The organism is Arenibacter palladensis (assembly GCF_900129275.1).
GTDB lineage: Bacteria > Bacteroidota > Bacteroidia > Flavobacteriales > Flavobacteriaceae > Arenibacter > Arenibacter palladensis.
Genome location: NZ_FQUX01000001.1, coordinates 205,307 through 228,898, shown reverse-complemented (window position 1 = coordinate 228,898; position 23,592 = coordinate 205,307). Strand labels below are relative to the sequence as shown.

Annotated in this window: 16 protein-coding genes and 1 tRNA gene; 14 read left to right on the top strand and 3 right to left on the bottom strand. The window is 40.9% G+C overall.

Features of this window, described 5'->3' with window-relative positions; genetic code table 11:
* Positions 1-48: 48 nt before the first annotated feature.
* The 3 genes from BUA60_RS00860 to BUA60_RS00850 form a co-directional block, all read right to left on the bottom strand.
* Positions 49-1,236 carry a sialidase family protein gene (locus BUA60_RS00860; protein ID WP_084532439.1) on the bottom strand — a complete coding sequence of 396 codons (1,188 nt, stop codon included), beginning with the start codon at positions 1,234-1,236 and terminating at the stop codon, positions 49-51.
* 91 nt (positions 1,237-1,327) lie between these two features.
* Positions 1,328-3,109, bottom strand: coding sequence for an L-fucose isomerase (locus BUA60_RS00855; RefSeq protein WP_072859870.1), 1,782 nt, complete (start codon positions 3,107-3,109; stop codon positions 1,328-1,330).
* A 33-nt stretch (positions 3,110-3,142) separates the two neighbouring features.
* Positions 3,143-4,828, bottom strand: coding sequence for a ribulokinase (locus BUA60_RS00850; RefSeq protein ID WP_072859869.1), 1,686 nt, complete (start codon positions 4,826-4,828; stop codon positions 3,143-3,145).
* Positions 4,829-5,117: 289 nt separating this feature from the next.
* Here BUA60_RS00850 and BUA60_RS00845 point away from each other — a divergent pair.
* The 14 genes from BUA60_RS00845 (at position 5,118) to BUA60_RS00780 (ending at position 23,568) form a co-directional block, all read left to right on the top strand.
* Positions 5,118-5,189, top strand: a tRNA-Arg gene (locus tag BUA60_RS00845).
* A 236-nt stretch (positions 5,190-5,425) separates the two neighbouring features.
* On the top strand, positions 5,426-6,676 hold the full coding sequence (locus BUA60_RS00840) for a site-specific integrase (RefSeq protein ID WP_072860786.1): 1,251 nt from the start codon (positions 5,426-5,428) through the stop codon (positions 6,674-6,676).
* Positions 6,677-6,906: 230 nt separating this feature from the next.
* Positions 6,907-9,651 (top strand): substrate-binding domain-containing protein, encoded by a 2,745-nt coding sequence (locus tag BUA60_RS00835; protein WP_072859868.1) that lies wholly within the window; start codon positions 6,907-6,909, stop codon positions 9,649-9,651.
* A 231-nt stretch (positions 9,652-9,882) separates the two neighbouring features.
* Positions 9,883-11,244 (top strand): sugar porter family MFS transporter, encoded by a 1,362-nt coding sequence (locus tag BUA60_RS00830; protein ID WP_072859867.1) that lies wholly within the window; start codon positions 9,883-9,885, stop codon positions 11,242-11,244.
* Between the two features lie 29 nt (positions 11,245-11,273).
* The gene (locus BUA60_RS00825) at positions 11,274-12,899 is read left to right on the top strand and encodes a glycoside hydrolase family 32 protein (RefSeq protein ID WP_072859866.1); all 1,626 of its coding nucleotides are present in this window, start codon (positions 11,274-11,276) and stop codon (positions 12,897-12,899) included.
* 13 nt (positions 12,900-12,912) lie between these two features.
* Positions 12,913-16,065, top strand: coding sequence for a SusC/RagA family TonB-linked outer membrane protein (locus BUA60_RS00820; RefSeq protein WP_072859865.1), 3,153 nt, complete (start codon positions 12,913-12,915; stop codon positions 16,063-16,065).
* Positions 16,066-16,077: 12 nt separating this feature from the next.
* Positions 16,078-17,820, top strand: a complete 1,743-nt coding sequence (locus BUA60_RS00815) for a RagB/SusD family nutrient uptake outer membrane protein (RefSeq protein WP_072859864.1) — start codon at positions 16,078-16,080, stop codon at positions 17,818-17,820.
* 78 nt (positions 17,821-17,898) lie between these two features.
* Positions 17,899-18,786 carry a carbohydrate kinase family protein gene (locus BUA60_RS00810; RefSeq protein WP_072859863.1) on the top strand — a complete coding sequence of 296 codons (888 nt, stop codon included), beginning with the start codon at positions 17,899-17,901 and terminating at the stop codon, positions 18,784-18,786.
* A gap of 483 nt (positions 18,787-19,269) precedes the next feature.
* The gene (locus tag BUA60_RS00805) at positions 19,270-19,557 is read left to right on the top strand and encodes a helix-turn-helix domain-containing protein (protein ID WP_072859862.1); all 288 of its coding nucleotides are present in this window, start codon (positions 19,270-19,272) and stop codon (positions 19,555-19,557) included.
* A complete protein-coding gene (locus tag BUA60_RS00800) occupies positions 19,554-20,747 on the top strand; it encodes a virulence-associated E family protein (RefSeq protein WP_072859861.1) in 1,194 nt (397 codons plus the stop codon). The genes BUA60_RS00805 and BUA60_RS00800 overlap by 4 nt, the downstream gene beginning before the upstream one ends.
* Before the next feature lie 227 nt (positions 20,748-20,974).
* Complete coding sequence (locus BUA60_RS00795; RefSeq protein ID WP_072859860.1) at positions 20,975-21,838, top strand: toprim domain-containing protein; 864 nt, start codon at positions 20,975-20,977, stop codon at positions 21,836-21,838.
* A gap of 85 nt (positions 21,839-21,923) precedes the next feature.
* Positions 21,924-22,220 (top strand): mobilization protein MbpA, encoded by a 297-nt coding sequence (gene mbpA / locus BUA60_RS00790; protein WP_072859859.1) that lies wholly within the window; start codon positions 21,924-21,926, stop codon positions 22,218-22,220.
* On the top strand, positions 22,217-23,083 hold the full coding sequence (locus tag BUA60_RS00785) for a relaxase/mobilization nuclease domain-containing protein (RefSeq protein WP_072859858.1): 867 nt from the start codon (positions 22,217-22,219) through the stop codon (positions 23,081-23,083). Before mbpA ends, BUA60_RS00785 begins: the two co-directional genes overlap by 4 nt.
* 20 nt (positions 23,084-23,103) lie before the next feature.
* Positions 23,104-23,568 carry a DUF6730 family protein gene (locus tag BUA60_RS00780; protein WP_072859857.1) on the top strand — a complete coding sequence of 155 codons (465 nt, stop codon included), beginning with the start codon at positions 23,104-23,106 and terminating at the stop codon, positions 23,566-23,568.
* Positions 23,569-23,592: the final 24 nt, after the last annotated feature.

Here is a 23,592-nt window from a genome sequence, read left to right as displayed (position 1 = left end):
TCAATAAATGGGAACTTATTTTAGGCTGTATGTTTATGATAATGAAATTTAATCTTCAGTGGATGGAGGATCCCAAATGGTGGCCGCAATATAGCGTTCAGGACCAGTATCCTTGTCCATAAAATAATAGAGGGCTACAATTTTACCATCTGCACGCTGTACTACCCTTGGGTAGCCAAGATCTTTTCCGGATCCGTCGTCACGTAACACATAATCCTTGCTCCATGTACGTCCATTGTCATTACTAATTTTGGCCCTGATTTCACTCTTGTCCCGCTTGTTATTGATATCCTCCTCTAAGGCCCGGTAACCATAGATCAGGCATATTCTTCCGTCTTTCATTTTAACCATGGCTGGGGGATTGCCCTGGCCGCAATTTTCCACTGGGTTGGGCAAAGGGCTCCAAGTTGCCCCATTGTCCTTTGATAAGTAGGCGTCTATAAATCTGCGTGAATCTTCCCTTCTGCGGGTAGTGACCAAAATTTCATTATTGGACAATCTTACCGAGGCGGGCATTATGGAAAATCCATCAGGTTCTGGTCCAATCCATGAAACGAAGTCCCAGTTTTTACCGCCATCAATTGTTTTTACACACATAACACGACCCTCTTTTCCATTGGCTTTGGCAGCAGTAAGAAAGAGCATACACTCATTTTTATCATCAATAATATAGTCGGTCCGAGCTCCAATTCCAGGTGTATTAAAATTGGGCAAGTTATACGGACCTTCCCAATCGCGTCCCCTGTCATAGGAATACCAAATGCGTGATTCTGCACCATGATGATCTGTCATACGTACCGTAAAGGCCAGATTAGGGTTGGTAAAATCTATTTGTTCGGCAGGAATCGGTTCAGGTGCCTTTACGTCTTTTCTTATTAGACCGTGATAACTGCCGTTATCGGGAACCACCAAATCTCCGTCTACCGCTCCAGGGTTTTCCACCGTCCATGTTTCACCCCCGTCAAGACTACGGGCCAGCATATGAAGCTCCGTCTTTTCTTTGTCGAAATTATGACGGTCGGGACCCAAATCTTTGTAATTGCCCTTAGAAAAACCTACCAAAATCTCATCGCCCCAATTCCATGCGCCATGGTTGGCGGGCCAGCCGCCAAACATACCCGGCTCATAATATACTTTTACATGTTTTACAGATTCTTGTACAAGCTGTGCATGTAGACTGAGGGTACAGAAAAAGTACAGCAGCGCAATAATCAAAGTGCATCTTTTGTTAGTCATATATTTTGTGTCAGGGTGAGGACATAGTTTTAATTTTCTTCAATATATAAAATATGGTGGTTCCTTGCAGTCCGAAAAATCTGTTACTGGCTTAATAAAGTGGGCCGTAATTTTGGCAAGCCCTGTAATCGGCCGCTTCTTGGTCCATTCCAAAGGAAGCCCAGTCCTTGGGCCTAAAAATACGTTCGGGTTCAACATTGTGCATATTTACCGGAATCCTGAGCATGGAACAGAGTGTTATTAATTCGTCCCCAAAATGGCCATAACTGAAAGCGCCGTGATTGGCCCCCCAATTGTTCATGACACTGTATACGTCCTTAAAGGCTTGATCTTGGTTCAATCTTGGAGCAAACCAGGTGGTGGGCCAGGTTGGGTTGGTCCTCGCGTCCAAAGTTTTATGTACATCGTCAGGTAGTTCTACCGTCCATCCTTCCACTATTTGCATTACAGGTCCCAAGCCTTTTACCACATTGATCCTGCACATGGTTACGGGCATTTCGCCTTTGGTAACAAAATGGGAGGAGTATCCACCTCCCCCAAAATACTCGTACATAGCTGGTGGCCAGTCTGTGGCTTCCAGACATTTTGTAACTTCTGATTCTGAAATCTCCCAGAAAGGTTTCATGGCGGGTTTCCCGTCTATTTCCTGTTGTCCTGTACCATCCAAGGTTGAAGATCCAGAATTGATAAGGTGTATAATCCCGTTGGATGCCTTGCCCTGAAGCTTGTGACCAGTGACCCTTTCTACGGAAGCGGGACTCCAGTAGGTTCTTACGTCTGAAAACATTTGTGCTTGGTTGGTTAATAGATAACCAAATAGCATGGAAATGCCGTTTAAACTGTCATTTTCAGTGGCCATCATATATGGTGGCCGAATGCCGCTCCAGTCAAATGAGGAATTGAGGATGGCCTCCATAAAATCCCCGTTGGGCATATAATCGTTCCATTGTCGTTGCCCTTGGAATCCGGCGGCAATGGCGCCGTGTCCCAGCGCTTCCTCACCGAAGCCCAATGCTGCCAATTTAGGGTTGCCGATCATTAAATCTCTGGAAATCAAGGTCATTTTAACAACGGTTTCCCATTCTTCATCCATACGCTCCCTAGATTTTTGAAGCTCTTTGGCGTTGTAATTTTTACCTTCCTTGCAGTTATCCTTGGTCCATTTTAGGGCTTTTTTAAATTCTTCAGGATCAAATATTCCAAGTTGCATCCTACGGTTTACCTCGCTCATATCTACATATTCGTTGCGCATCCCCAGATAGTCTTGGAAGAAATTTTCGTTTACGATAGATCCGGCTATCCCCATGGATACAGAACCTATGGATAAGTAAGACTTACCGTTCATCATGGCCACTGCCAGTCCGGCTTTGGTGAACTGCAACAATAGCTTTTGAACGTCCTCTGGAATGTTTTCGTCATCGCTGTCCTGCACTTCCTTTCCGTAAATACTAAAGGCCGGCACCCCTTTTTGCGCATGTCCGGCCAAGGCTGCGGCCAAATACACGGCACCGGGTCTTTCTGTACCATTAAATCCCCAAATAGCTTTTGGTCGGGTAGGGTTCATATCTATGGTTTCGGTGCCGTAACACCAGCAAGAAGTTACGGTAATGGAAAGTCCCACTCCTTCCCTAAGAAATTTTTCCTCACATTTCTGCGCCTCCGGTACCCTACCAATGGTAGTATCCGCAATGACACATTCTACCTTGCTGCCGTTGTAGTTTCTTAGGTTGTTGGAAAGGAAATTGGCCACACGTTCGGCCATGGCCATAGTGGTCTGTTCCAATGACTCCCTAATGCCGCCTAAACGGGCATCGATTACCGGTCTAATCCCTACTTTGGGTATTGCTCCTAGATGGTTGTGTTTGTTTTGCATTACTTAAATTTTGATGTATTATATATTGTTTTTTTAGGCTTTTTGTAATTCTTGGGTTTCTACAAAATCGCCCAATGCGTTGTAATTTTTATACAGCTCCAAGTACTTTTTGGCATTTTGCGGGATAGGGAAGTATTCTTTTTGAAATCCGCTGCCCATAGCGTTTTGTGCGTCAAGAAAGGTGTTGTAGATTCCCGAGGCTACCGCTGCTGCCATGGCTGCACCCAGCGCACAGGTCTGTTCCGATTTAATTATCCGAATGGGGAAGTTGAGCACATCGGCCAGGATCTGCATCACGAATTCTGACTTTTGGGCTACCCCGCCAATAGCGATAATACCGTCTATACGGACTCCCTCCGCTTGGAATTGCTCTACTATTTTTTTTGATCCAAAGGCCGTGGCCTCTACCAAAGCTCTAAAGATATGTGGGGCCGTAGTTCCCAAGGTCAGACCTTGAATGGCTCCTTTAAGATTTTGATTGCAGTCTGGAGTTCTCCTGCCGTTCATCCAGTCGAGCGCAATTATTCCAGAAGTGTCGATTTCTATTTTGCTGGCAGCCAAAGTCAATTCGGCAAGGATGCCATCGGCCATTTCTTCCAACAATTTTGATTTGGTTTCCCTATCCAATAAGTTGCTGTCCCCAATGATTTTGTTTGCGGGCCACATCAACAATTCCCTATACCAGGCGTAAAGATCGCCGAAGGCAGATTGACCAGCTTCCAATCCGATCATATTGGGAATAATGGAGCCATCTACCTGTCCACAGATACCGCGGATGGCCTTTTCCCCAATTTCCTCCTTTGGAGCAACCATCATATCGCAGGTAGAGGTGCCGATCACCTTTACCATATGATAGGGTTTTATGGCACTGCCAATGGCACCAATATGGGCATCGATAGATCCGGTGCCTATAATTACATTCTTGGGTAGGCCTAGTATTTGTGCCCATTCGTCGGAAATGGTTCCAACGGCCTCATCGGAAGTGTAGGTGTCTTTATATAAACGCGCTCTTAATCCGGTTAGGAGCGGGTCCAATTTGGACCAAAAGGTTTCAGGGGGCAAACCGCCCCAGTCTGGGTGCCACATGGCCTTGTGTCCTGCCGCGCACCTGCTTCTTTTTATACTTAGGGGATCGGTATTTCCTGTGAGGAGTGCGGGAATCCAGTCGCAGTGTTCTATCCAGGAGAAGGCCGCTTCACGTACTTTGTTATCTACGCGCAGGGTATGCAGTATCTTGGCCCAAAACCACTCAGAGGAATATTCCCCACCACTGTATTTGGTATAGTCAATGCCATTTTCTTGGTGTGCCAATTCGTTGATTTCTTTGGCTTCCCCAATGGCTGTATGATCTTTCCAAAGGATAAACATGCCGTTTGGATTTTCTTCAAAGCCCGTGAGCATTGCCAAGGGCGTGCCCTCCTTGTTGATAGCTATGGGTGTTGAGCCGGTGGTGGCGACGGACAAAGCGGCTATACTGTTTATGACTTCCTGTGAAAGTTGGGCAATGGTCTCTTTGACCGCTTTTTTTAGGCTTTCAATGTAATCCAAGGGGTGTTGTCTAAACAGATTGGTTTCTGATTGGCAATACTTGCCTTGGCCCCATCTTTCGTATGTGGCAACGGCCTGACCCATAATCTTGCCATTGCTGGTATCGATTACCATGGTCCTTACGGAGTCCGTTCCATAATCGACTCCAAGGGTATATTTGCGGTTTTGCATGAGCGGTCTGGAATAATTATTCAAATTAATTTAAACGTTTAAGCAAGCAATGTAAAAAAATATCTCCATACTCCTGTTATAAATCCAATTTTTTAACAAATGGGGGTATAGGATAAGAATTGTGGCATTTTAAGGATAGAAATCAGGAAATTCCTAATGTTCTATCGCAAAAAATCGTTCAAAATGAGGGTCCATTGCAATTATTCAAAAACTATCCATAAAGTATCGAGTATTTTTATCAAATAAATTTTACTTTTGCACCCGCGGTTTTAGATAATGAACTGCCAATGGCCTCATAGTTCAACGGATAGAATAGAAGTTTCCTAAACTTTAGATCCAAGTTCGATTCTTGGTGAGGTCACTTTTTAACTTGTAAAGTGGGTTAATTTAATACAAATTAAACTGATTTACAGTGTTTTAGATATATTTTGATATCAAATGATGTCATTTGATATCAAACGATAGAGTTCACAAATCGTCAACATTTTTTTTAAATGTTTTCGTAACTTGAAGCAACTTATTTTCAAGGTCTAAGATGAACTTTTTTTGGTGATTTGACTTTCGTCTTCAATTTAGTTCAACTTAAAGATGATTGTTATGCGCTCTACCACAACATTTTCTATCCTATTCTGGATATACGCTAAAAGAACCAAGAATAACCTTGCTCCACTCTATGCAAGAATAACCGTAGATGGGAAAAAGCTCAATATTAGCCTTAAGAGGCGAATCGATATACAGCTTTGGAACCCTCAGAAGCAAAGGATAAAGGGAACGGGTAAAAATGCGCGGGACCACAATCAATACCTTGACGAGGTGCATTCCAATCTTTTTCAATGCTATCAGGAATTAAGGGCAGAGGGCAGGCGTATCACTCCCCAGATAATCAAATCCAAATTTGTTGGGGATGCTAAAGTAGTGCATTACACAATAAAGGATATTATCGAATATCACAATGCCAAAATGTTCCACAAACTCCATCACAATACTTCACGGCTATACCTCATTAGCCAAAAGTATATCCTACTTTTTTTAAAAAAAGAATACAAAATGGACAACATAGAGTTGTCGGAACTCGATTACCAGTTTATTTTGAATTTTGAGAATTTCCTCCGTGGTCATACACCTAGGCACTACCAAAAGAAAATTGGAAATAATGCGGTTATGAAACATATACAGCGACTTCGCAGAATGGTTACCCTGGCTTATCAAATTGAATGGATAGACAAAGACCCTTTCCGTAAATTCAAACAAAAATTGGTTCCCACACATAGAGGATTTTTAACCGCCAAAGAACTGAAGGACTTAGAGGAATTAAATATTGACTCTGAACGTTTAAAGACTGTAAGGGACATGTTTATATTCAGTTGTTATACTGGGATTAGCTATGCAGATTTGATGCTTTTGACTAAGCAGAGTGTGGTATTGGGGGTGGATGAAAGCTACTGGATTATTACCAAAAGGCAAAAAACGGGAAATGCAGTAAAGATCCCTCTTCTATCAAAAGCATTGGATTTGATAAGATGTTATATGGATGATAAACGGTCTGTAATCAACGGCACCTTGTTCCCAAAAATATCAAATCAAAAACTAAATGCCTATTTAAAGGAAATAGCCCAGCCGGCGGGAATCCAAAAGAACCTCACCTTTCATATGGCTAGGCATACTTTCGCTACCACTGTCACCTTAACCAATGGGGTGCCCATTGAAACCATTTCTAAAATGCTGGGGCATACGAAACTGGCAACAACTCAAATTTACGCCAAGGTCATCGAGAGAAAGGTATCAGATGATATGCAATTGTTAAGGGAGAAATTGGAAGTAGATATTGAAGTTGGGGTACCTGATTAAGAAAATGAACCGATTTAAAAACAACGACTTAATAAAATTAAGAAAACTAAGCAAGGCTAATAGAGTATATTACGGCCTATAACTCAAGATTTATATTGGCAGAATAGTATAAGAATTGATTAAATCATAAATTTAAAGTATGATGAACTTCTGAAAGTTTTTTTAAATATATTGGAAGTGTCTACTTGAATATTTCAATTTTGTGAAGATCACACTTTAGCATAATTATTATGAGAACCCAAAGAAATTTTTTTATATCTGTTATTTCTTTGTTTATCCTTCTTTTTTCGTGTGCAAAACAGACTGAAGAAGAGGAAGTGCGGATAGGTTTCTCGCAGGCCATGTTAAATGACGAATGGAGGCAATCTATGAATAATGCCATGGAAGTACAAGCCTCTTTGTACCCCAATGTTACTTTGAGCATTTCTAACGCAAACTACAATGTTCAACAGCAAATAGCACAGTTAAAGGAATTCATATCTGACAGTGTTGATATTATTATTGTTTCCCCTATTCAATCCAAACCCATTACTCCCATTGTGGAAGAGGCAATGAATGCCGGGATTCCGGTTCTGGTAGTTGATAGGAAAACGGACAATCAAAAATACACGGCATATGTAGGTGCAGACAATATTGAAGTTGGCCGTAATGCTGCAAAAATCATTGTTTCCAATGTACAGGATTCTTTAAGTGTTATTGAAATAAGGGGTCTAGCTGGATCTTCCCCTGCTGACGAAAGGAGTCTAGGCTTTCATCAGATTTTGGATAAATTTCCCAAAATAAAATTTGCAGGAACCATAGAAGGGGATTGGGAGAAGGAATCCATCACGGAAAGTTTACGAGAATTATTGTCAAGAACCGGACCTGTAGATTATATTTTTGCCCATAACGACAGAATGGCCAAGGGTGCCTGGGAGGAAGCTAGGAATTTGGGCATGGAAGGCCATATAAAAATCATTGGTGTTGACGGACTTAATGGACCTAACGGAGGCATACAATTAGTAAAAGATGGGGTTCTAAATGCGACGATATTGTATCCTACAGGTGGTGCTGAAGCAATTAAGATCGCCTTGAAAATTTTAAACGCTGAGGTGGTGCCTACAAATAATATTCTGAGCACCACTGTTATTGATCAGTTTAATGCTGATATAATGCAGAATCAATTCAGTAAAATAAATGAACAGCAAGGTCTCATTGAATCTCAGATTTCCGCTATTAAAAGACAAGAGCAGCTCTACTATTCACAAAATAATATTCTGAAAATCATTATTATATTTTCGGTAATTATATTTGGTCTTGCCGTTTATAGCATATATTCCAAAATAGCTATTTCCAAGAAGAATAGACAACTGGAGTTGATCAATAAAAAGATTACTGTACAAAGAAATCAAATAGAGAAAATAGCCAATGAGGTAAAGGATAGTAATGAGGCAAAATTGAATTTTTTTACAGGGCTATCCCATGAGTTTAAAACTCCTATCACCTTGATTATGAGTTCCATAGAATCGCTAAAGGAAACGGACAGGCAAAAGGGATTTAAAACTGGATTTGAAGTGGAGCTGATTCAAAATAACTCCAATCGATTACTAAGGCTAATCAATAATTTATTGGATTTTAGGAAAGTGGAGGACCAAAATTTCAATGTTAGGGCTTCCGAAACCAATATTTTCAGATTCTCCAATAATATATTTAAAGAATTTATCGGGGAGGCCAAAAAGAGGGGTATCAAATTCAATATTACCACAAATAATGAAGATTTGGACTTGTTTATCGATCGAAATTTAATGGATAAAGTCTATTTTAACCTTTTATCCAATGCCTTTAAATTTACACCGGATAATGGAAGAATAGATATTGAGATTCACGATAATTTGGGGGAAAGCACGGTTAATATTCACTTTAAGGACAATGGAATAGGAATTCCGGAAAACGAATTAAAAAATGTATTCACTCCATTTTTTAAGGGTTCCAATAATAGGAAAAATAGTTCAGGGGTAGGTTTACATCTTAGTAAACAATTTGTGGAACTTCATCTTGGTAAAATTGAAGTTAAATCCTATCACGGAACAGAATTTATTATTACCCTATTTAAAGGAAATACCCATTTTAATGAAGATCAAATTGTAATTGACCCAGATTTGGCGGATACAACGTTGAGTGATTTTACCGAAGATATTACTATGGATGATAACTATATGGATCTCGATACCAAGATTAGGGAGGATAGTTATTCAATTCTACTTATAGAGGACAATCGGGATTTGAGTTTTTTCCTAAAGAATAAACTAGGTGTTGAGTATGATATGATCTTATCCGATGGTACCGATGGTATTGAGTTGGCATTTGAGAATATTCCTGATGTTATTATATGTGATGTAAACTTGCCCGATAAAAATGGATTTGAAATTTGTGAAATCTTAAAGAACGATTTGCGAACATCGCATATACCAGTTATTATTTTAACAGCCTTGGGCAATAAGGATTCTTTTCTACAGGGACTTAAAAGCGGGGCCGATTTATATCTAACGAAGCCATTTAACTATTCCATCCTAACACAATCTATAAAGTCGCTCCTTTATAACAGAGAAAAGTTAAGGTATTATTATACCAATAACATTCATAAAATTGATCAGGGACAAGCGTTTGGGAGCCCTGAACAATTATTTGTACGGCAACTAAATGAACAAATAAAAAAGAACCTTGACAATACCAATTTTTCTGTCGAAAATTTAGCTGAGGCGCTTAATATTTCTAGGGTTCAATTGTATAGAAAGGTCAAAGCAATAATAGGATTAAGTGTAAGCGATTACATTTCCAATTATAGATTGGAAAATGCAAAAACCATGCTAGAAAACACAGATCTTTCCATGTCGGAAATAGGGTATAGTACAGGATTTTCCTCCCCAAATTACTTTTCCACGGCCTTCAAAAGTAAATATGGTGTTACTCCAGGGGCCTATAAAAAATCACTTTAGGGTAATTTAAGCTTTTTTCCTCACTACCATGTATCAATTTTGAACTTTTGGGTTACCTCAGTGTAACTAGGTCAATCCTTCTTTGTTAAAATAATTCTATTAATGTGCTGGTTGTCAGTGTTTTGGGTTTGTTTTAATTAATGTTAACGAAATCATAACAGATTGTAACATTGACAAAATAATTGCCAAATAAATTGTAATAATATAGTCTTCGTATTTAATAATTGCGATATGAAGAAAATATTGGTTTGGTCTATTACTGCAGCTTTGGCGGGATTTCTATTTGGTTTTGACACGGTAGTGATTTCCGGAGCGGACAAAAAATTACAGATGTTATGGGGTTCTTCCGATGTATTCCATGGTACAATAGTAATGGCCATGGCATTGTGGGGAACTGTAGTGGGAGCATTGTTTGGAGGAATACCCACCAATAGGATGGGAAGAAAGAAAACGCTGTTCTGGATAGGGATTTTTTATACCGTATCCGCCTTGGGTTCTGCATTCGCAAACGACCCTGTTACTTTTGCCTTCTTTAGATTTTTAGGTGGATTGGGAGTGGGTGCATCCACTATTGCCGCGCCTGCATATATTTCTGAAATAGCCCCGGCCAAGGATAGGGGTAAATTAGTAGGCTTGTACCAATTTAATATTGTCTTCGGAATATTGGTAGCCTTTTTTTCCAACTACTTATTAAGTGGTATAGGTGAAAATGCCTGGCGCTGGATGGTTGGGGTAGAGGCCATTCCTGCCGTAATCTATACCCTGTTTGTTATGACCGTTCCACAGAGTCCAAGGTGGCTTCTGACCAAGCTTCGTACCGAAGAAGCTCTAAATGTACTAAAAGTGATAAATCCTGGTCAGGATGTAGAAAAATTGATGTTGGAAATAAATCAGGAGAATGAAAACAAAGTACCGGGCGAAAACATTTTTATAAAGAAATACCGCTTCCCATTAATTCTTGCCTTTTGTATGGCCTTTTTTAATCAGGCTTCCGGTATTAATGCCTTTCTATACTATGCCCCTAGAATTTTGGAAGAGGCAGGTCTGGGAGAAAGTACTGCATTATTGAGCAGTATTGGAATAGGGGTCACCAATCTGCTTTTTACTCTCCTGGGTATTTTTCTGATCGATAGACTTGGTCGAAAACAATTAATGTACCTAGGATCTTTTGGTTATATCGTTTCACTCACCTTGGTGTCCTGTGCTTTTTTCTTTGATTGGGAAGGAATGTCCGTGGCTATATTTCTATTCCTTTTCATTGCCGCACATGCCGTAGGGCAAGGTACCGTAATCTGGGTGTTTATATCCGAAATTTTCCCAAATCATTTAAGAGGTTCCGGACAATCCTTTGGAAGTTCGGTCCACTGGGTCTTGGCGGCAGTAATCCCTTCCTTGATTCCGGTCTTGTTTTCCTCTATTGGAGCAGGAACAGTATTTGCCTTCTTTGCTTTTATGATGTTTTTACAATTGCTCTTTGTGGCTTTCATTATGCCAGAAACAAAGGGGGTTTCCTTGGAAGCTTTGAGCAAATCCTTGAGTAAGTCCAATGGCGGAAATACTAAGAAGGTAGAGGTGGTTAAAGAGAATAAATAGATAAAACTTAAACCCAATTTTTTGAAAGTATGAAAAAAAATAGATTAAAATTAGTTGTTGCCATTGCTGGTCTGTTCATGGTTTTCGCATGCAAGGAACAAGGGCAGAAAGAGAACACTGACATTATTGTCCAGCAGGAAAGTACTGCGGATGCGGAAGAGGAATTGTATCGTCCAAATTACCATTTTACACCTAAGGTTGGATGGATGAACGATCCCAACGGGATGTTCCATTACAATGGGTATTATCATTTGTATTATCAACATTATCCAGACGGTAATAAATGGGGTCCCATGCATTGGGGGCATGCCATAAGCACCGATATGGTAGAATGGAAGGAGCAGCCCATTGCACTATATCCGGATGATCTGGGATATATTTTTTCTGGAAGTGCAGTGGTGGATTTGAAAAATACCTCTGGGTTTGGGACAGGGGGACAAGTACCGATAATTGCCATGTTTACATATCATAATATGGAAATTGAAAAGGCCAATGGAATCGATGTTGAGTCTCAGGCCATTGCATATTCTTTGGATGAAGGGCTTACTTGGACCAAATATTCAGGAAACCCGGTCATAAAAAATCCAGGAATTAGAGATTTCAGGGATCCCAAGTTATCCTGGAACGAGGAGCATAAGAAATGGGTCATGGTTTTGGCTGCCCAAGATAAAGTTATGTTCTATGGTTCAAAGGACCTTAAAAACTGGGAGCTGTTGTCGGATTTCGGCAAGGAATTGAATAGGGAGATTGGAACTCATGGTGGTGTTTGGGAATGTCCAGATCTATTTCCTGTTCCAGTAGAGGGTACTGATGAAACCAAATGGGTCCTCTATGTAAGTGTTAATCCTGGAGGTCCAAATGGCGGTAGTGCTACACAATATTTTATTGGTGACTTTGATGGTACAAAATTTACCATGGATAAGGATTTTGAAACAGTCCTTAACAAGGGTCAGAACTTTTGGATCGATTTTGGGAAGGACAATTATGCCGGGGTAACTTTTTCCAATGTTACCTCCAAGAACGGAGGGAAATTTTATATGGGCTGGATGTCCAATTGGGAATATGCCAACGAAGTACCTACCGAGACCTGGCGTAGTGCCATGACCGTGGCAAGGGAGATAAAATTGATCAAGGATGCAGATTCCTATAGGTTGGCTTTTAAGCCAGTTGATGAAATTGACGCCTATAAAGGTGCAAAGTATAAGAAAGAAAATATTGCAGTGAATGGGGAATTGGTACTCATCAATTCAGAAAAGATAAATTTTTCTAGGGCTGCAATGAATTTCAATATTTCAGATATAAAAAAAGATAGCTTCACTTTTAAGCTTTCCAACAAGCAAGGGGACGAATTGCTCTTTGGATACAACGGCATCGATGATACTTTTTACATCGATCGTAATAAATCAGGTAAAACAGGATTTTCCGATACTTTCTCGAATAAGAAAAGTGTAGCAAAACGAATTTCCGGCAGTAAAATGCTGTCCGGGACTATCCTTCTGGATAAGACATCCATAGAATTATTTTTTGATGAAGGGTCCACGGTAATGACGGAAATCTTCTTTCCCAATGCACCATTCGAGACTTTTTCAATAGAGACGGTCAATCAAGACTTTGTGCTTGATTTGTTAGAAGTGAATCAACTTAATATTAACTAAATACAACTCAATTATGAAACTAAAACTCTTTTTATTGCTAATGACATTTGTTCCCCTGGGGCTATTGGCCCAAGAACAGATAAAAGGTACGGTGACCTCCCAGGATGATGGGATGCCATTGCCAGGTGCCTCTGTGGTAGTGGCGGGTACTACCAACGGTACAACAACAGATTTTGACGGTAACTTCACACTTGATGAAGTGCCTTCAGAAGCAACACTTTCGGTAAGTTATGTTGGTTTTTTAACCATGGAGATTCCGGTAAATGGACAGACAACCTTCACAATTGTATTACAGCCAGATGCGCAAATGTTGGACGAGGTGGTATTAACCGGGTATACTACGGAAAGAAAGGCCGATTTAACCGGAGCCATTACCGTTGTGGAACTTGGTCCTGTTGAAGGTCAAAGTTTAAGTTCGGGTAATGCTATGCAGGCTTTACAGGGAAGGGTGCCGGGACTATTCGTAGAGAAATCTGGAAATCCAAATGGTACCAGTAGCCGTATTCTAATTCGTGGGGTTACAACATTGGGAAATAATGATCCGCTATATGTAATTGATGGGGTGCCAACTGTTCGTCAAGAAGTCTTTTCAGGCCTTAACCCAAGTACCATAGAATCTGTACAGGTTCTAAAAGATGCATCCGCTTCTTCCATTTATGGTTCTAGGGCAGGTAATGGGGTCATCATAGTAACCACCAAGAACAGTACCAAAGCAGGAGGGGATGAAAAATATAGGGTAAGCATAAATTCTAACCTATCCGTGCAGTCAGAGAAAAAACAAAGGTATGATATGTTGAACTCCATACAACGTGGAGAGGCCTTGTGGAGGGCTTCCGTTAATGATGGTGCAGATCCAACCGGAGGTTATGGTGAAATCTATAATTTTGACTGGAACGGTGATTTTAATAATCCTGTACTAAATGGTGTTACACTTCAGCCTTATGTTGGTGGTGATACCAACGTGCCTGCCGGGGATACTGATTGGCAAGAGGAATCCTATGAAACTGGTTATGTTTATAATAACGAAGTTTCTATTTCTGGAGGAACGGACAAGTCCTTTCATCTCATTAATTTGGGGCATCTCAAGAATACAGGTATTTTAAAACATACAGGTTATGAAAGATTTTCCGGGAAATTAAATTCCAATTTTAAATTGTTCAATGACAAATTGAAAATCGGGGTAAATACTGCTTTTACCACCTCCGATGAAACTTTGGCCTCTACCGATATTGGTAGTGCCCCTACTCCGGCACTGGCAATAAGTTTGGCGCCTACCATACCTTTGTTCGACAGTAATGGTAATTATGGAGGGCCATTGGGTGCGGGATATTCAGATCGTAACAATCCTGTTTTGATGCAGTATTTAAATAGATGGGACAATACGGAAAGGACCAATATTTTTGGTAATGTATTTGCAGAACTTCAAATTTTGGACAATTTAACCTTCAGGACTAGTATTGGCCTGGATTATAATGATTTTAAACGCAAAGACATAGAGCCCAAGGTAGCCAATGGATTTGTCAATAGGAGCAATAATAGGTTGATTTTGGACACCAATAAATTTACTAGCGTTGTGTTCACCAATACTTTAAATTACAATTTGGAGTTGGGGGATCATCGTTTTGGTCTACTGGTTGGAACAGAATCCATTAAAAATGATTTTGATTCGGTTACCGCTATTGCCGATGGTTTTGCGGTAGAAACGGAATCTTATTTTGTTCTGGATGCGGCTACAGGAGCTAGGACCAATACAGGTCGTTCCAGTGGAAGCAGCCTATTGTCACAGTTTGGAAAATTGAACTATGCATTTGCAGATAAGTATTTAGCGTCAGTAACCGTGCGTAGGGATGGTTCCTCACGATTTGGTGATGAAAATAGATATGGTGTTTTTCCAGCGGCAACTTTGGGTTGGAGAATTAGTAGAGAGGATTTTTTCAATGATGAAGGAGCGGTGTCGGATTTAAAATTTCGGGCTGGATATGGTGAAGTGGGTAACCAATCTATTGGTGATCTGGCCAGATTTGGTCTATACGAATCCCGTTACGGTCCAAATCAGGATCAATATATTCCAGATTTTTTCAATCAATATTATAATGTTGGAACAGCTTATGATCTAGGCGGAAATAATGGGGGAACCTTGCCATCAGGCTTTGTTTCCATTCAAGCGGCAAACCCGGCATTGAAATGGGAAACGACCAAAGAATACAACTTTGGTGTGGATTTTGGCCTATTTAACAATGCGGTGGTGGGTACCTTTGATTACTTTACCAGAAAAACCAGTGATATCTTGATCACCCCGCCAATCGCTTCTGTTATTGGTGAGGGGCAACAGCGTGTTTTAAATGGAGCTACCACACAGACCAAAGGATGGGAACTCTCCGTTGCCTATTCCAAAACTTGGGAAAGTGGTTTTTCTCTGGGAGTATCTACAAATTTTGGTGCCTTTAAGGATGAGATTACATTTCTTCCAGAAGAGGTTAGGGCAGGTTTTCCTGGAACCGCTGCCAATTCTATTTTAGGTCAGTCTCAATTTTCAATTTTTGGCTACAAAACGGATGGGCTTTTCCAAAGTCAGGCAGATATCGATGCTAGCCCAACTCAAGTAGGTTCAAGACCAGGAGGCTTAAAATTCCAGGATCTTAACGGGGATAATGTAATAGATTCCGATGATCGTGATTTTATTGGAAATACATTGCCGGATCTAGAGTATGGTATCCGAATAGATCTTGGTTATAAGAATTTTGATTTTTCCGTTTTTGGTTCTGGGGTAGCAGGAAGAATTGGTCAGGATCCTTATATATTATGGAACAATTTTACGCAAGGAAGGGAGAATGCCGGACTTGGTGTTCTTAATGCCTGGACTCCGACCAATACCAATACCGATATTCCATCCTTGTCATTGGCATTCAATGACCTTAGAACTTCTGATTATTTATTTAGGAAGAATTCTTATTTCAAAATAAGAAATCTGCAAATAGGGTATTCTTTACCCGAGGAGATGATCAGCAAATTTTGGGGAATGACGGGATTACGAGTTTATTTTCAAGGAGAGAATCTATTTTGGTTTACTCCAAAAGATTATATCGGATCGGATCCGGAGCGTACAACTGTTGATAATATCCCAGTACCAACTGTACTGTCATTGGGACTTAACTTGAACTTTTAAAAATTGAAAATCATGAAAAGAAATATAATATTTATAATGGGAGTGCTGGTTTCGTTTTTGCTGGCTTCCTGTGACAAGGACTTTTTGGAATATGAACCAGAGGGGGTACTGTCCAATGAAAATGTGGCGACAGCTGATAATGCCGAAGCCTTAGTAGTAGCTGCCTACGCAGGGATTGCCAATGATGAAATGATAGGTCCCCTTACACATCAATGGGTGTATGGAAGTGTCCGTTCCGATGATGCCTATAAAGGTGGTGGAGGTCGAGGTGATGTAGATGTAGTAGATCGATATGAGCAATATAACTTAACCATTCCAGATTATGGGGATTGGATGGCACCCCGCACATGGACCAATTACTACAAGGCTATTTCAAGAGCTAATTTTGCGTTGACCGTAATCAACGACATACCTGATACGGAATATGCAAATAAGACCTTAAGACAGGCGGAACTTAGGTTTTTGAGAGGGCATTCCCACTTTATGTTGAAGCTTTTGTTTAAAAAGATTCCTTTTATAAAAGAGGGGCTGACCCAAGAGGAGACCTCAGCCGTTTCCAACGATGTGCCCAATGATGAATTGTGGAATACAATTGCGGAGGATTTTATTTTTGCTTATAACAATCTTCCCCAATCGCAAGATGAGGTTGGCAGGGCAGATAGAAATGCAGCTGCAGCCTATATGGCCAAACTTAGGCTTTACCAAGCCTATGAGCAAAATGACCAACATCAAGTAACATCTATTAATCCTGCCCGACTTCAAGAGGTTATTGATTACGCTGACGAGGTAACTGCTAGTTTGGAAGGGGATTACGGTAACAACTTTTTGGATGGTTTCGATAATGGTCCCGAATCAATTTGGGCTGCCCAATTTTCTATTAATGACGGTACAAAAGTAAGTAGGGTAAGTTTTGTAACGGGACTTAATTCTCCTCATGGATCTGCATTATACGGGTGTTGTGGATTTCATTTGGCCAGTCAGAATATGGTCAACGCATTTAAGACCGATGCTGCTGGATTGCCTTTTTTGGATAATTTTAATGATACGGATATATTCACTGCAGTTAATGAGGATGGAACAGTAACACCAGCGGTGGGATTAACGGTGGATCCTAGGTTGGATCATACCGTAGGGGTTCCAGGAAGACCTTTTAAATACAGGAATACAGTTAATACTACCGGTGATATGGTCTATAACTTTAGCTGGGCTAGAGATCCAGGGGTTTATGGTTATTTTGGAAATATGAAGGAACAACAGGCGCCAGATTGCTCTTGTTATGTTAAGGAAGGACCGTTTGTTGGTACTTCCAAGAATGTTGATTTTATAAGATATGCAGATATTTTGCTGTTCAAGGCAGAGGCCTTGATACAATTGGACCGCTGGGATGAGGCATTACCTTTGATCAATCAAGTTAGGGCTCGTGCAGCTGTAAGTACCCAGCGCCAGATTGATGCAGGTGCGACGGATATTTACAATGTTCAAGAGTACACTACTTTCCCGGATAAAGCCTATGCTTGGAAAGCCTTGAAATTTGAAAGGAGATTGGAATTTGGGATGGAAGGACCTCGTTTCTTTGACTTAGTAAGATGGGGTGAGGCAGCAGAAGTGTTGAACGCCTATTTAACCGAGGAAAAAACAAAAAGGGATTTCTTGTCTAGTGCAGTTTTTACGGCAGGTAGGGATGAATACTATCCAATTCCGCAACGTGAAATAGATTTTACAGGTGGACTTTATAAGCAAAACCCTGGATATTAATATAAGACCGAGTTAGTTTGAGTTAGTTTTTTAGGCACGGAGAGTGGTTTCTTCGTGCCTTTTATTTAAAGCTTGATTATGGAAAAAATAAAAGCAATTTGTTTTGGAGAGGTTTTATTCGATAATTTCCCAACACACTCAAAGATTGGGGGAGCTCCATTGAATGTTTCTTTGCGCCTACAGTCTTACGGTGTAGACGTTAATATGATAAGTAGTGTTGGCGATGATGTTGGTGGAAATAAAATAATTAAATATTTAAAAAGTTCTGGCGTCAAAACCGATGAGGTACAAGTGAGTTCCAGTTATGGGACAGGGCAAGTAAACGTTGTCCTTAATGACAAAGGAGTGGCATCCTATGATATTGCCTATCCAGTTGCTTGGGATAAAATTTTGCCAAGAAATCACTATGAAAGCATTTTAAAAGAAACAGATGTTTTTATTTATGGTAGTCTTGCCTGTAGGGACAAAACCTCACGTACCACTTTATTACACTTATTAAAATTTGCCCAATACAAGGTTTTCGATGTTAACTTAAGAGCACCGCATTATACTAGGGAACTGCTCCTGGAATTAATGCAACACGCTAATTTTGTGAAATTCAATGATGATGAGTTGTACGAGGTTGCGGAATATCTTGGTTCCAAATACAATTCTATGGAGCAAACCATTGTATTTGTCGCCAAAGAGACCCAAACAGACACAATTTGTGTCACCAAAGGGGCTTATGGCGCTGTGTTGTATCACCAAAATATCTTTTACTATAATAGTGGCTATAGAATTAAGGTTCTGGATACGGTAGGTTCGGGTGATTCATTTCTGGCTTCCGTAATTTATAAACTGTTTAATGGGGAAGGACCACAAGCGGCAATCGATTTTGGTTGCGCCGTAGGGGCTATGGTGGCTAAAAGTGAAGGCGCCAACCCTATTTTTACCAGGCAAAGAATAAACAAGTTTATGAATCCTTAAAGTTTTTGGGTCATGCTTAGAGGTTATCCAAATTTTAATAAATGATGATTTTTTTAGAAACTTTATTAAAATATCCAAGCAGTTAAACTTAATATCCTCAATGGAATAATTCATAAAAAAATGGTTCAAGGCAATTATTCTATAGCATTCAAAACTCTAAAATCTCGGTTTTTTAGGTTCTTAATATTGTTTTTATAGAATTTTTATTGTTAATAACTGTCATTATTCAAATAAGTGTTCATTTGAACAGTGATTTTATTTGCCATCATTTGATAGCAAATGATGGCAAATAAAATTGGTAAGTATGAAAGGCAATATTATTAGGTATAGTTTGTAGTAATTTGTTGTTATTCAAATAGTTGTGGACAACTATTTTCGTTTTCTCCCTTTTTCATTTTCCTATTTTTATATATTTAACCAACTACAATACTGTAGGAAGACAAAAGCGCTTTTGTTCATTCTGTAACCCTAAAAAAGAAACAAATGGACAATATATTGATACTCGAACGACTGGATCGTTTGGAAAGGCTCCTGACGGCCCATAAAGAAGTACTGACCTTTGAGGAAACCTGTGACTATACGGGAATTTCAAGAAGTTATCTGTACAAACTTACCTCCGCTGGGAATATTCCACACTCCAAGCCAAATGGAAAACTGATCTTCTTTGAAAAGAAGAAGCTGAACGACTGGCTCCTTCAGAATAATATTTTAAACCCAAGTCTTATCGATAACCATGGCAAGGGAAGCTCTTCCTTAAATACACGCCCATGATAGCAGGTGACCGGGGCGATCAACTTTACAAGGTAAAGGATGCCAAAAAAAAGACCATCTACGACTATACGATAGAATATCTGGAGGGGAAGTACGACATTATGTACAACGAGATATCCCATGATTTCCAGATATCCTGTAAACAGTCAACCGAATGGTCCTATCTGAACCTGAATTCCTTGATCATAGAACTGGCCAAGGCGGGTATCGATATCAGTACGGGGAAGCTGGAGATTCTGATACGATCGGAACTCATCCCTAAATACAATCCCATCAGGGCGTATTTCGAATCCCTTCCGAAATGGGACGGAAAGGACCATATCCTAAAATTGGCCTCCTACGTACCGACCTATGATGATGTGGCCTTTGTCTATCACCTGAAAAAATGGTTGGTCAGGGCTATAAAATGTGCCCTGGAACCAGGGTATTTCAACAAACAGGCCCTGATAATAAGCCATAAGGGACAAAGCTCTGGTAAATCCACTTGGTGCCGCTTTATCTGCCCGCCCGAACTCTCCGATTATATGGCAGAGGACATCAGCAACGATAAGGACGCACGTATCCAGTTGTGCCGCAATTTTTTGTACAACCTGGACGAATTGGCCGTACTGACCAAAAAGGATGTGAACGCCCTGAAATCATTCTTTTCCAAGACCTTTATCAATGAACGCCTTCCCTATGACAGGAAGAATACGACCCTTCCCAGGATCTGTTCCTTTTTGGGCTCCACCAATATGTCCTCTTTTCTGAACGACGAGACCGGGTCCGTGCGTTGGCTGTGCTTTGAACTCAAGGACAGGATAGATTTCTCCTATTCCAAGGAAATGGAGATCAAGGACGTCTGGATGCAGGCATACCATCTCGCCTATCATGATCCCAATTTCAATCCGGAGCTCACCTTGACCGATATTTTGGAGAACGAGGAGCGTAATAAAAAATACACCAAATTGACCACCGAGGAGGAACTGGTCTCGAAATACTTTGAAAAATCCAACGACATAGTGGATTTCGTGACAGCCTCGGACGTGTTGGTGAAGTTAAGGCACCTCAATCTGAGACTGAACCAGATCAACCTGGGGCGGGCAATGTCCGGGTTCAACTTCCAAAGGGTAAAACATCCCAAGCGGCAGGTCTATGGGTATCTGGCCAGACCGGTATTTACTGATAGCCCTCTGGAGATGGAAGTTTAGAAAGAGTGCATAAGTACCTACCTAGTTACCTAATGGACCATGACCTCCCCAACAGCGGGTGCTACCTTAAGGTAGGATATATTAACCTTTGGTTACCTAGGTATTACCTAACCTACCTTTTAGGGTAGGATGGGTAACATCAAAATCAGTACTACCTAGGTTCTTAACCTATATAAACAGGGACTTAGGTAAGAAGGTAAGAGAAAACCCAACAAAAGAACCGGCTGATGAAAAGAAAAAAAACATTTAGGACACGGTGTGAAACAGCCCGGGATTTTCCCATCGAAAAGGCGCTGGCAAAACTCGGGCACTTTCCCACCCGGACAACGGTCAAAGAAGCTTGGTTCCTGAGTCCTTTCAGGTCAGAAACCCAAGCCTCTTTCAAGGTGTCCAGGTTATTGAACAGATGGTACGACCATGGGGCGGGGAAAGGGGGCAACGTGATCGACCTGATCTGTCTTCTGAAAAGATCATCGGTTAAGGAAACCTTGGATTGGTTGGAAAACGGCCAGATCTCTTTTTCTTTTCACCAGCAACTTTTTAACGGATTTGAGGAAGAGAGGATCAAAATCAGGGATGTAATGGAACTGCGCCATCTTGCCCTAAAGGAGTATGTGGAAAAAAGGGGAATTTCCCTAACAACTGTCAAGAGACTATGCAGGGAAGTACACTATAGCTTGAGGGACGGCATGTACTTCGCCATCGGGTTGCAGAACGATTCTTATGGATGGGAACTACGCAATAAATATGTAAAGAACTCAAGTTCCCCAAAGGATATGACATACATCAATTATGGTAACCGTGGTCTTGTCATCACCGAGGGTATGTTCGACATGTTGAGCCTTTTGGAACGGGACAAAGAACTAAGAGAGGGGAACGACCTTCTGATATTGAACTCCCTGGCCTTTGTAGAAAAAGCGTTTGGACTAATTGATAGTTATGAATCCATAGCGCTCTATCTGGACAATGACAAAGCTGGAAAAAGAGCAGTTGGAATATTAATGGAACAGAGCCCAAAATTCAGGGACATGTCCTATGTGTACAAGGATTTCAAAGATGTGAACGCATGGTGGATGTCGAAAAAACTATGACCCTTCAGGGAAGGAATTCAAGATGTGTCTTTGTTGCCACAAAGACGATCTTGCTTTGCTCCCGAAGGTCGCAAAGAAGTAAAAAATGAAAAGGACCTATATCAGATTCAGATGTTCCCTATTCGAGAAGAAACTGCTAAGAATCAAGGCCAAAAAGAGCGGTCTGAGCGTCAGCGAATATTGTCGTCGTGCCGCTTTCGGGGACAAGATTATCGAACGTCTGACCGAAGAACAGATAGATATCTATAAGATGCTGATCAAGTATGCGGTTAACTTTAAACTGATCGGGAACATGTTCCGAAAACGAAATCCCAAACTAGCAGAAGAGGTCACAAAACTGGCCGAAGAAATACGGGACCACCTTTATAATTTCAAAAAATGATAGGCAAGGGCAAATCTATATCGCACACCGGGGCTTCCATGTCCTATGGCTGGAAACAGGAGAAGGATGCAGAGGTCGTATTCTCCCAACATCTGGCCGGGGAAAACCCCGAACAGATTACGGAAGAATTCAAGATCATCCAAGAGCAGAATGCCAGGTGCACGAACAATACCCTGAGCTTTGTCCTCAGCCCTACCATCGAGGACGGAAAGAAACTTAGCTCCAAGGCCCTCAAAGAGATTACGGAAAAGTTCCTCAAGGAAATGAAATTGCTGGAGCATCAGGCCATCGGCTTTGTACATAGGGACCAACAGCATACCCATGTCCATGTGTACGTGAACCGAATAGATTTTAATGGTAAGGCCTATAATGACAGTTTTATCGGAAAAAGGAGCCAGCAGGCCGCGGAACGGGTGGCGGAGAAATTGGGGTTCACCACGGTACGGGAAGTACAACTGGAAAAATTGGACCATATCAAACTTATACGATTTGAGATCAAACAGGTACATGAAAAGGTCATGGCCGAACACCGCCCCAAGGATCTGGACCGGTATATCAGATTAATGGGGGAAAAGGATATAAATGTTGTGCCCAGCATCAACAAGTCGAACCAATTGCAGGGATTCCGATTTGAATTTAAAGGACATAGCTTAAAGGGGAGCGAGGTGCACCGTTCCATGTCAGGCAGCAGATTGGCCATAGGGATAGAGGAACATGCAGGAAGGGGCTTCGTCAAAAACAAGGACAATACCGTCAGCCTCTTAGGAAAGGCCACGGAGCTCAGTGGGAACATTGCCATGAAGGTAGCGAAAAAGGTTATTGTGAAGACCATTAAAAAAGGTATGGGAATCGAGATAGGATAGTAATAATTAAAGATTAAGATATGGCAAGGTTGGACGAGATTACGGAACTATTGACCGACGAATTGGATGGATTGAAACAGATGCTGGTGAAACTGGAGACCTTGAGCAAGGAACTCACGGGTTCGGAAACGGTACAGGATATTTCGACGATCAGAAAAGAACTGAAGGAACTCAACAGAACACAGGAGGATTATTTTAAAGTACAGGATGGACGAACGATTCAAATAGAGGATCAATTGAAAAAGTCGCAGATTATCCCTGAATGGCTATTGTTCATGGTTAGTTTGGTCCTTATCCTATCCCTGTCAATATCTGGCTATTTGGGCTATCAGGTGGTACAGTTCGAAGAAGAAAAGGTGAAAGCCTTCGAAGAAGGAAAAGTGGTTATTTCAAAGGAACTGAATAGCTTTTTTAAACAGCATCCTGATATCTATAAGGGGTTTCTGGAATGGTCCAGAAAAGCGGAAAATACAGATCAAAACTAGGTTGAAGTTTATATACACCCCACT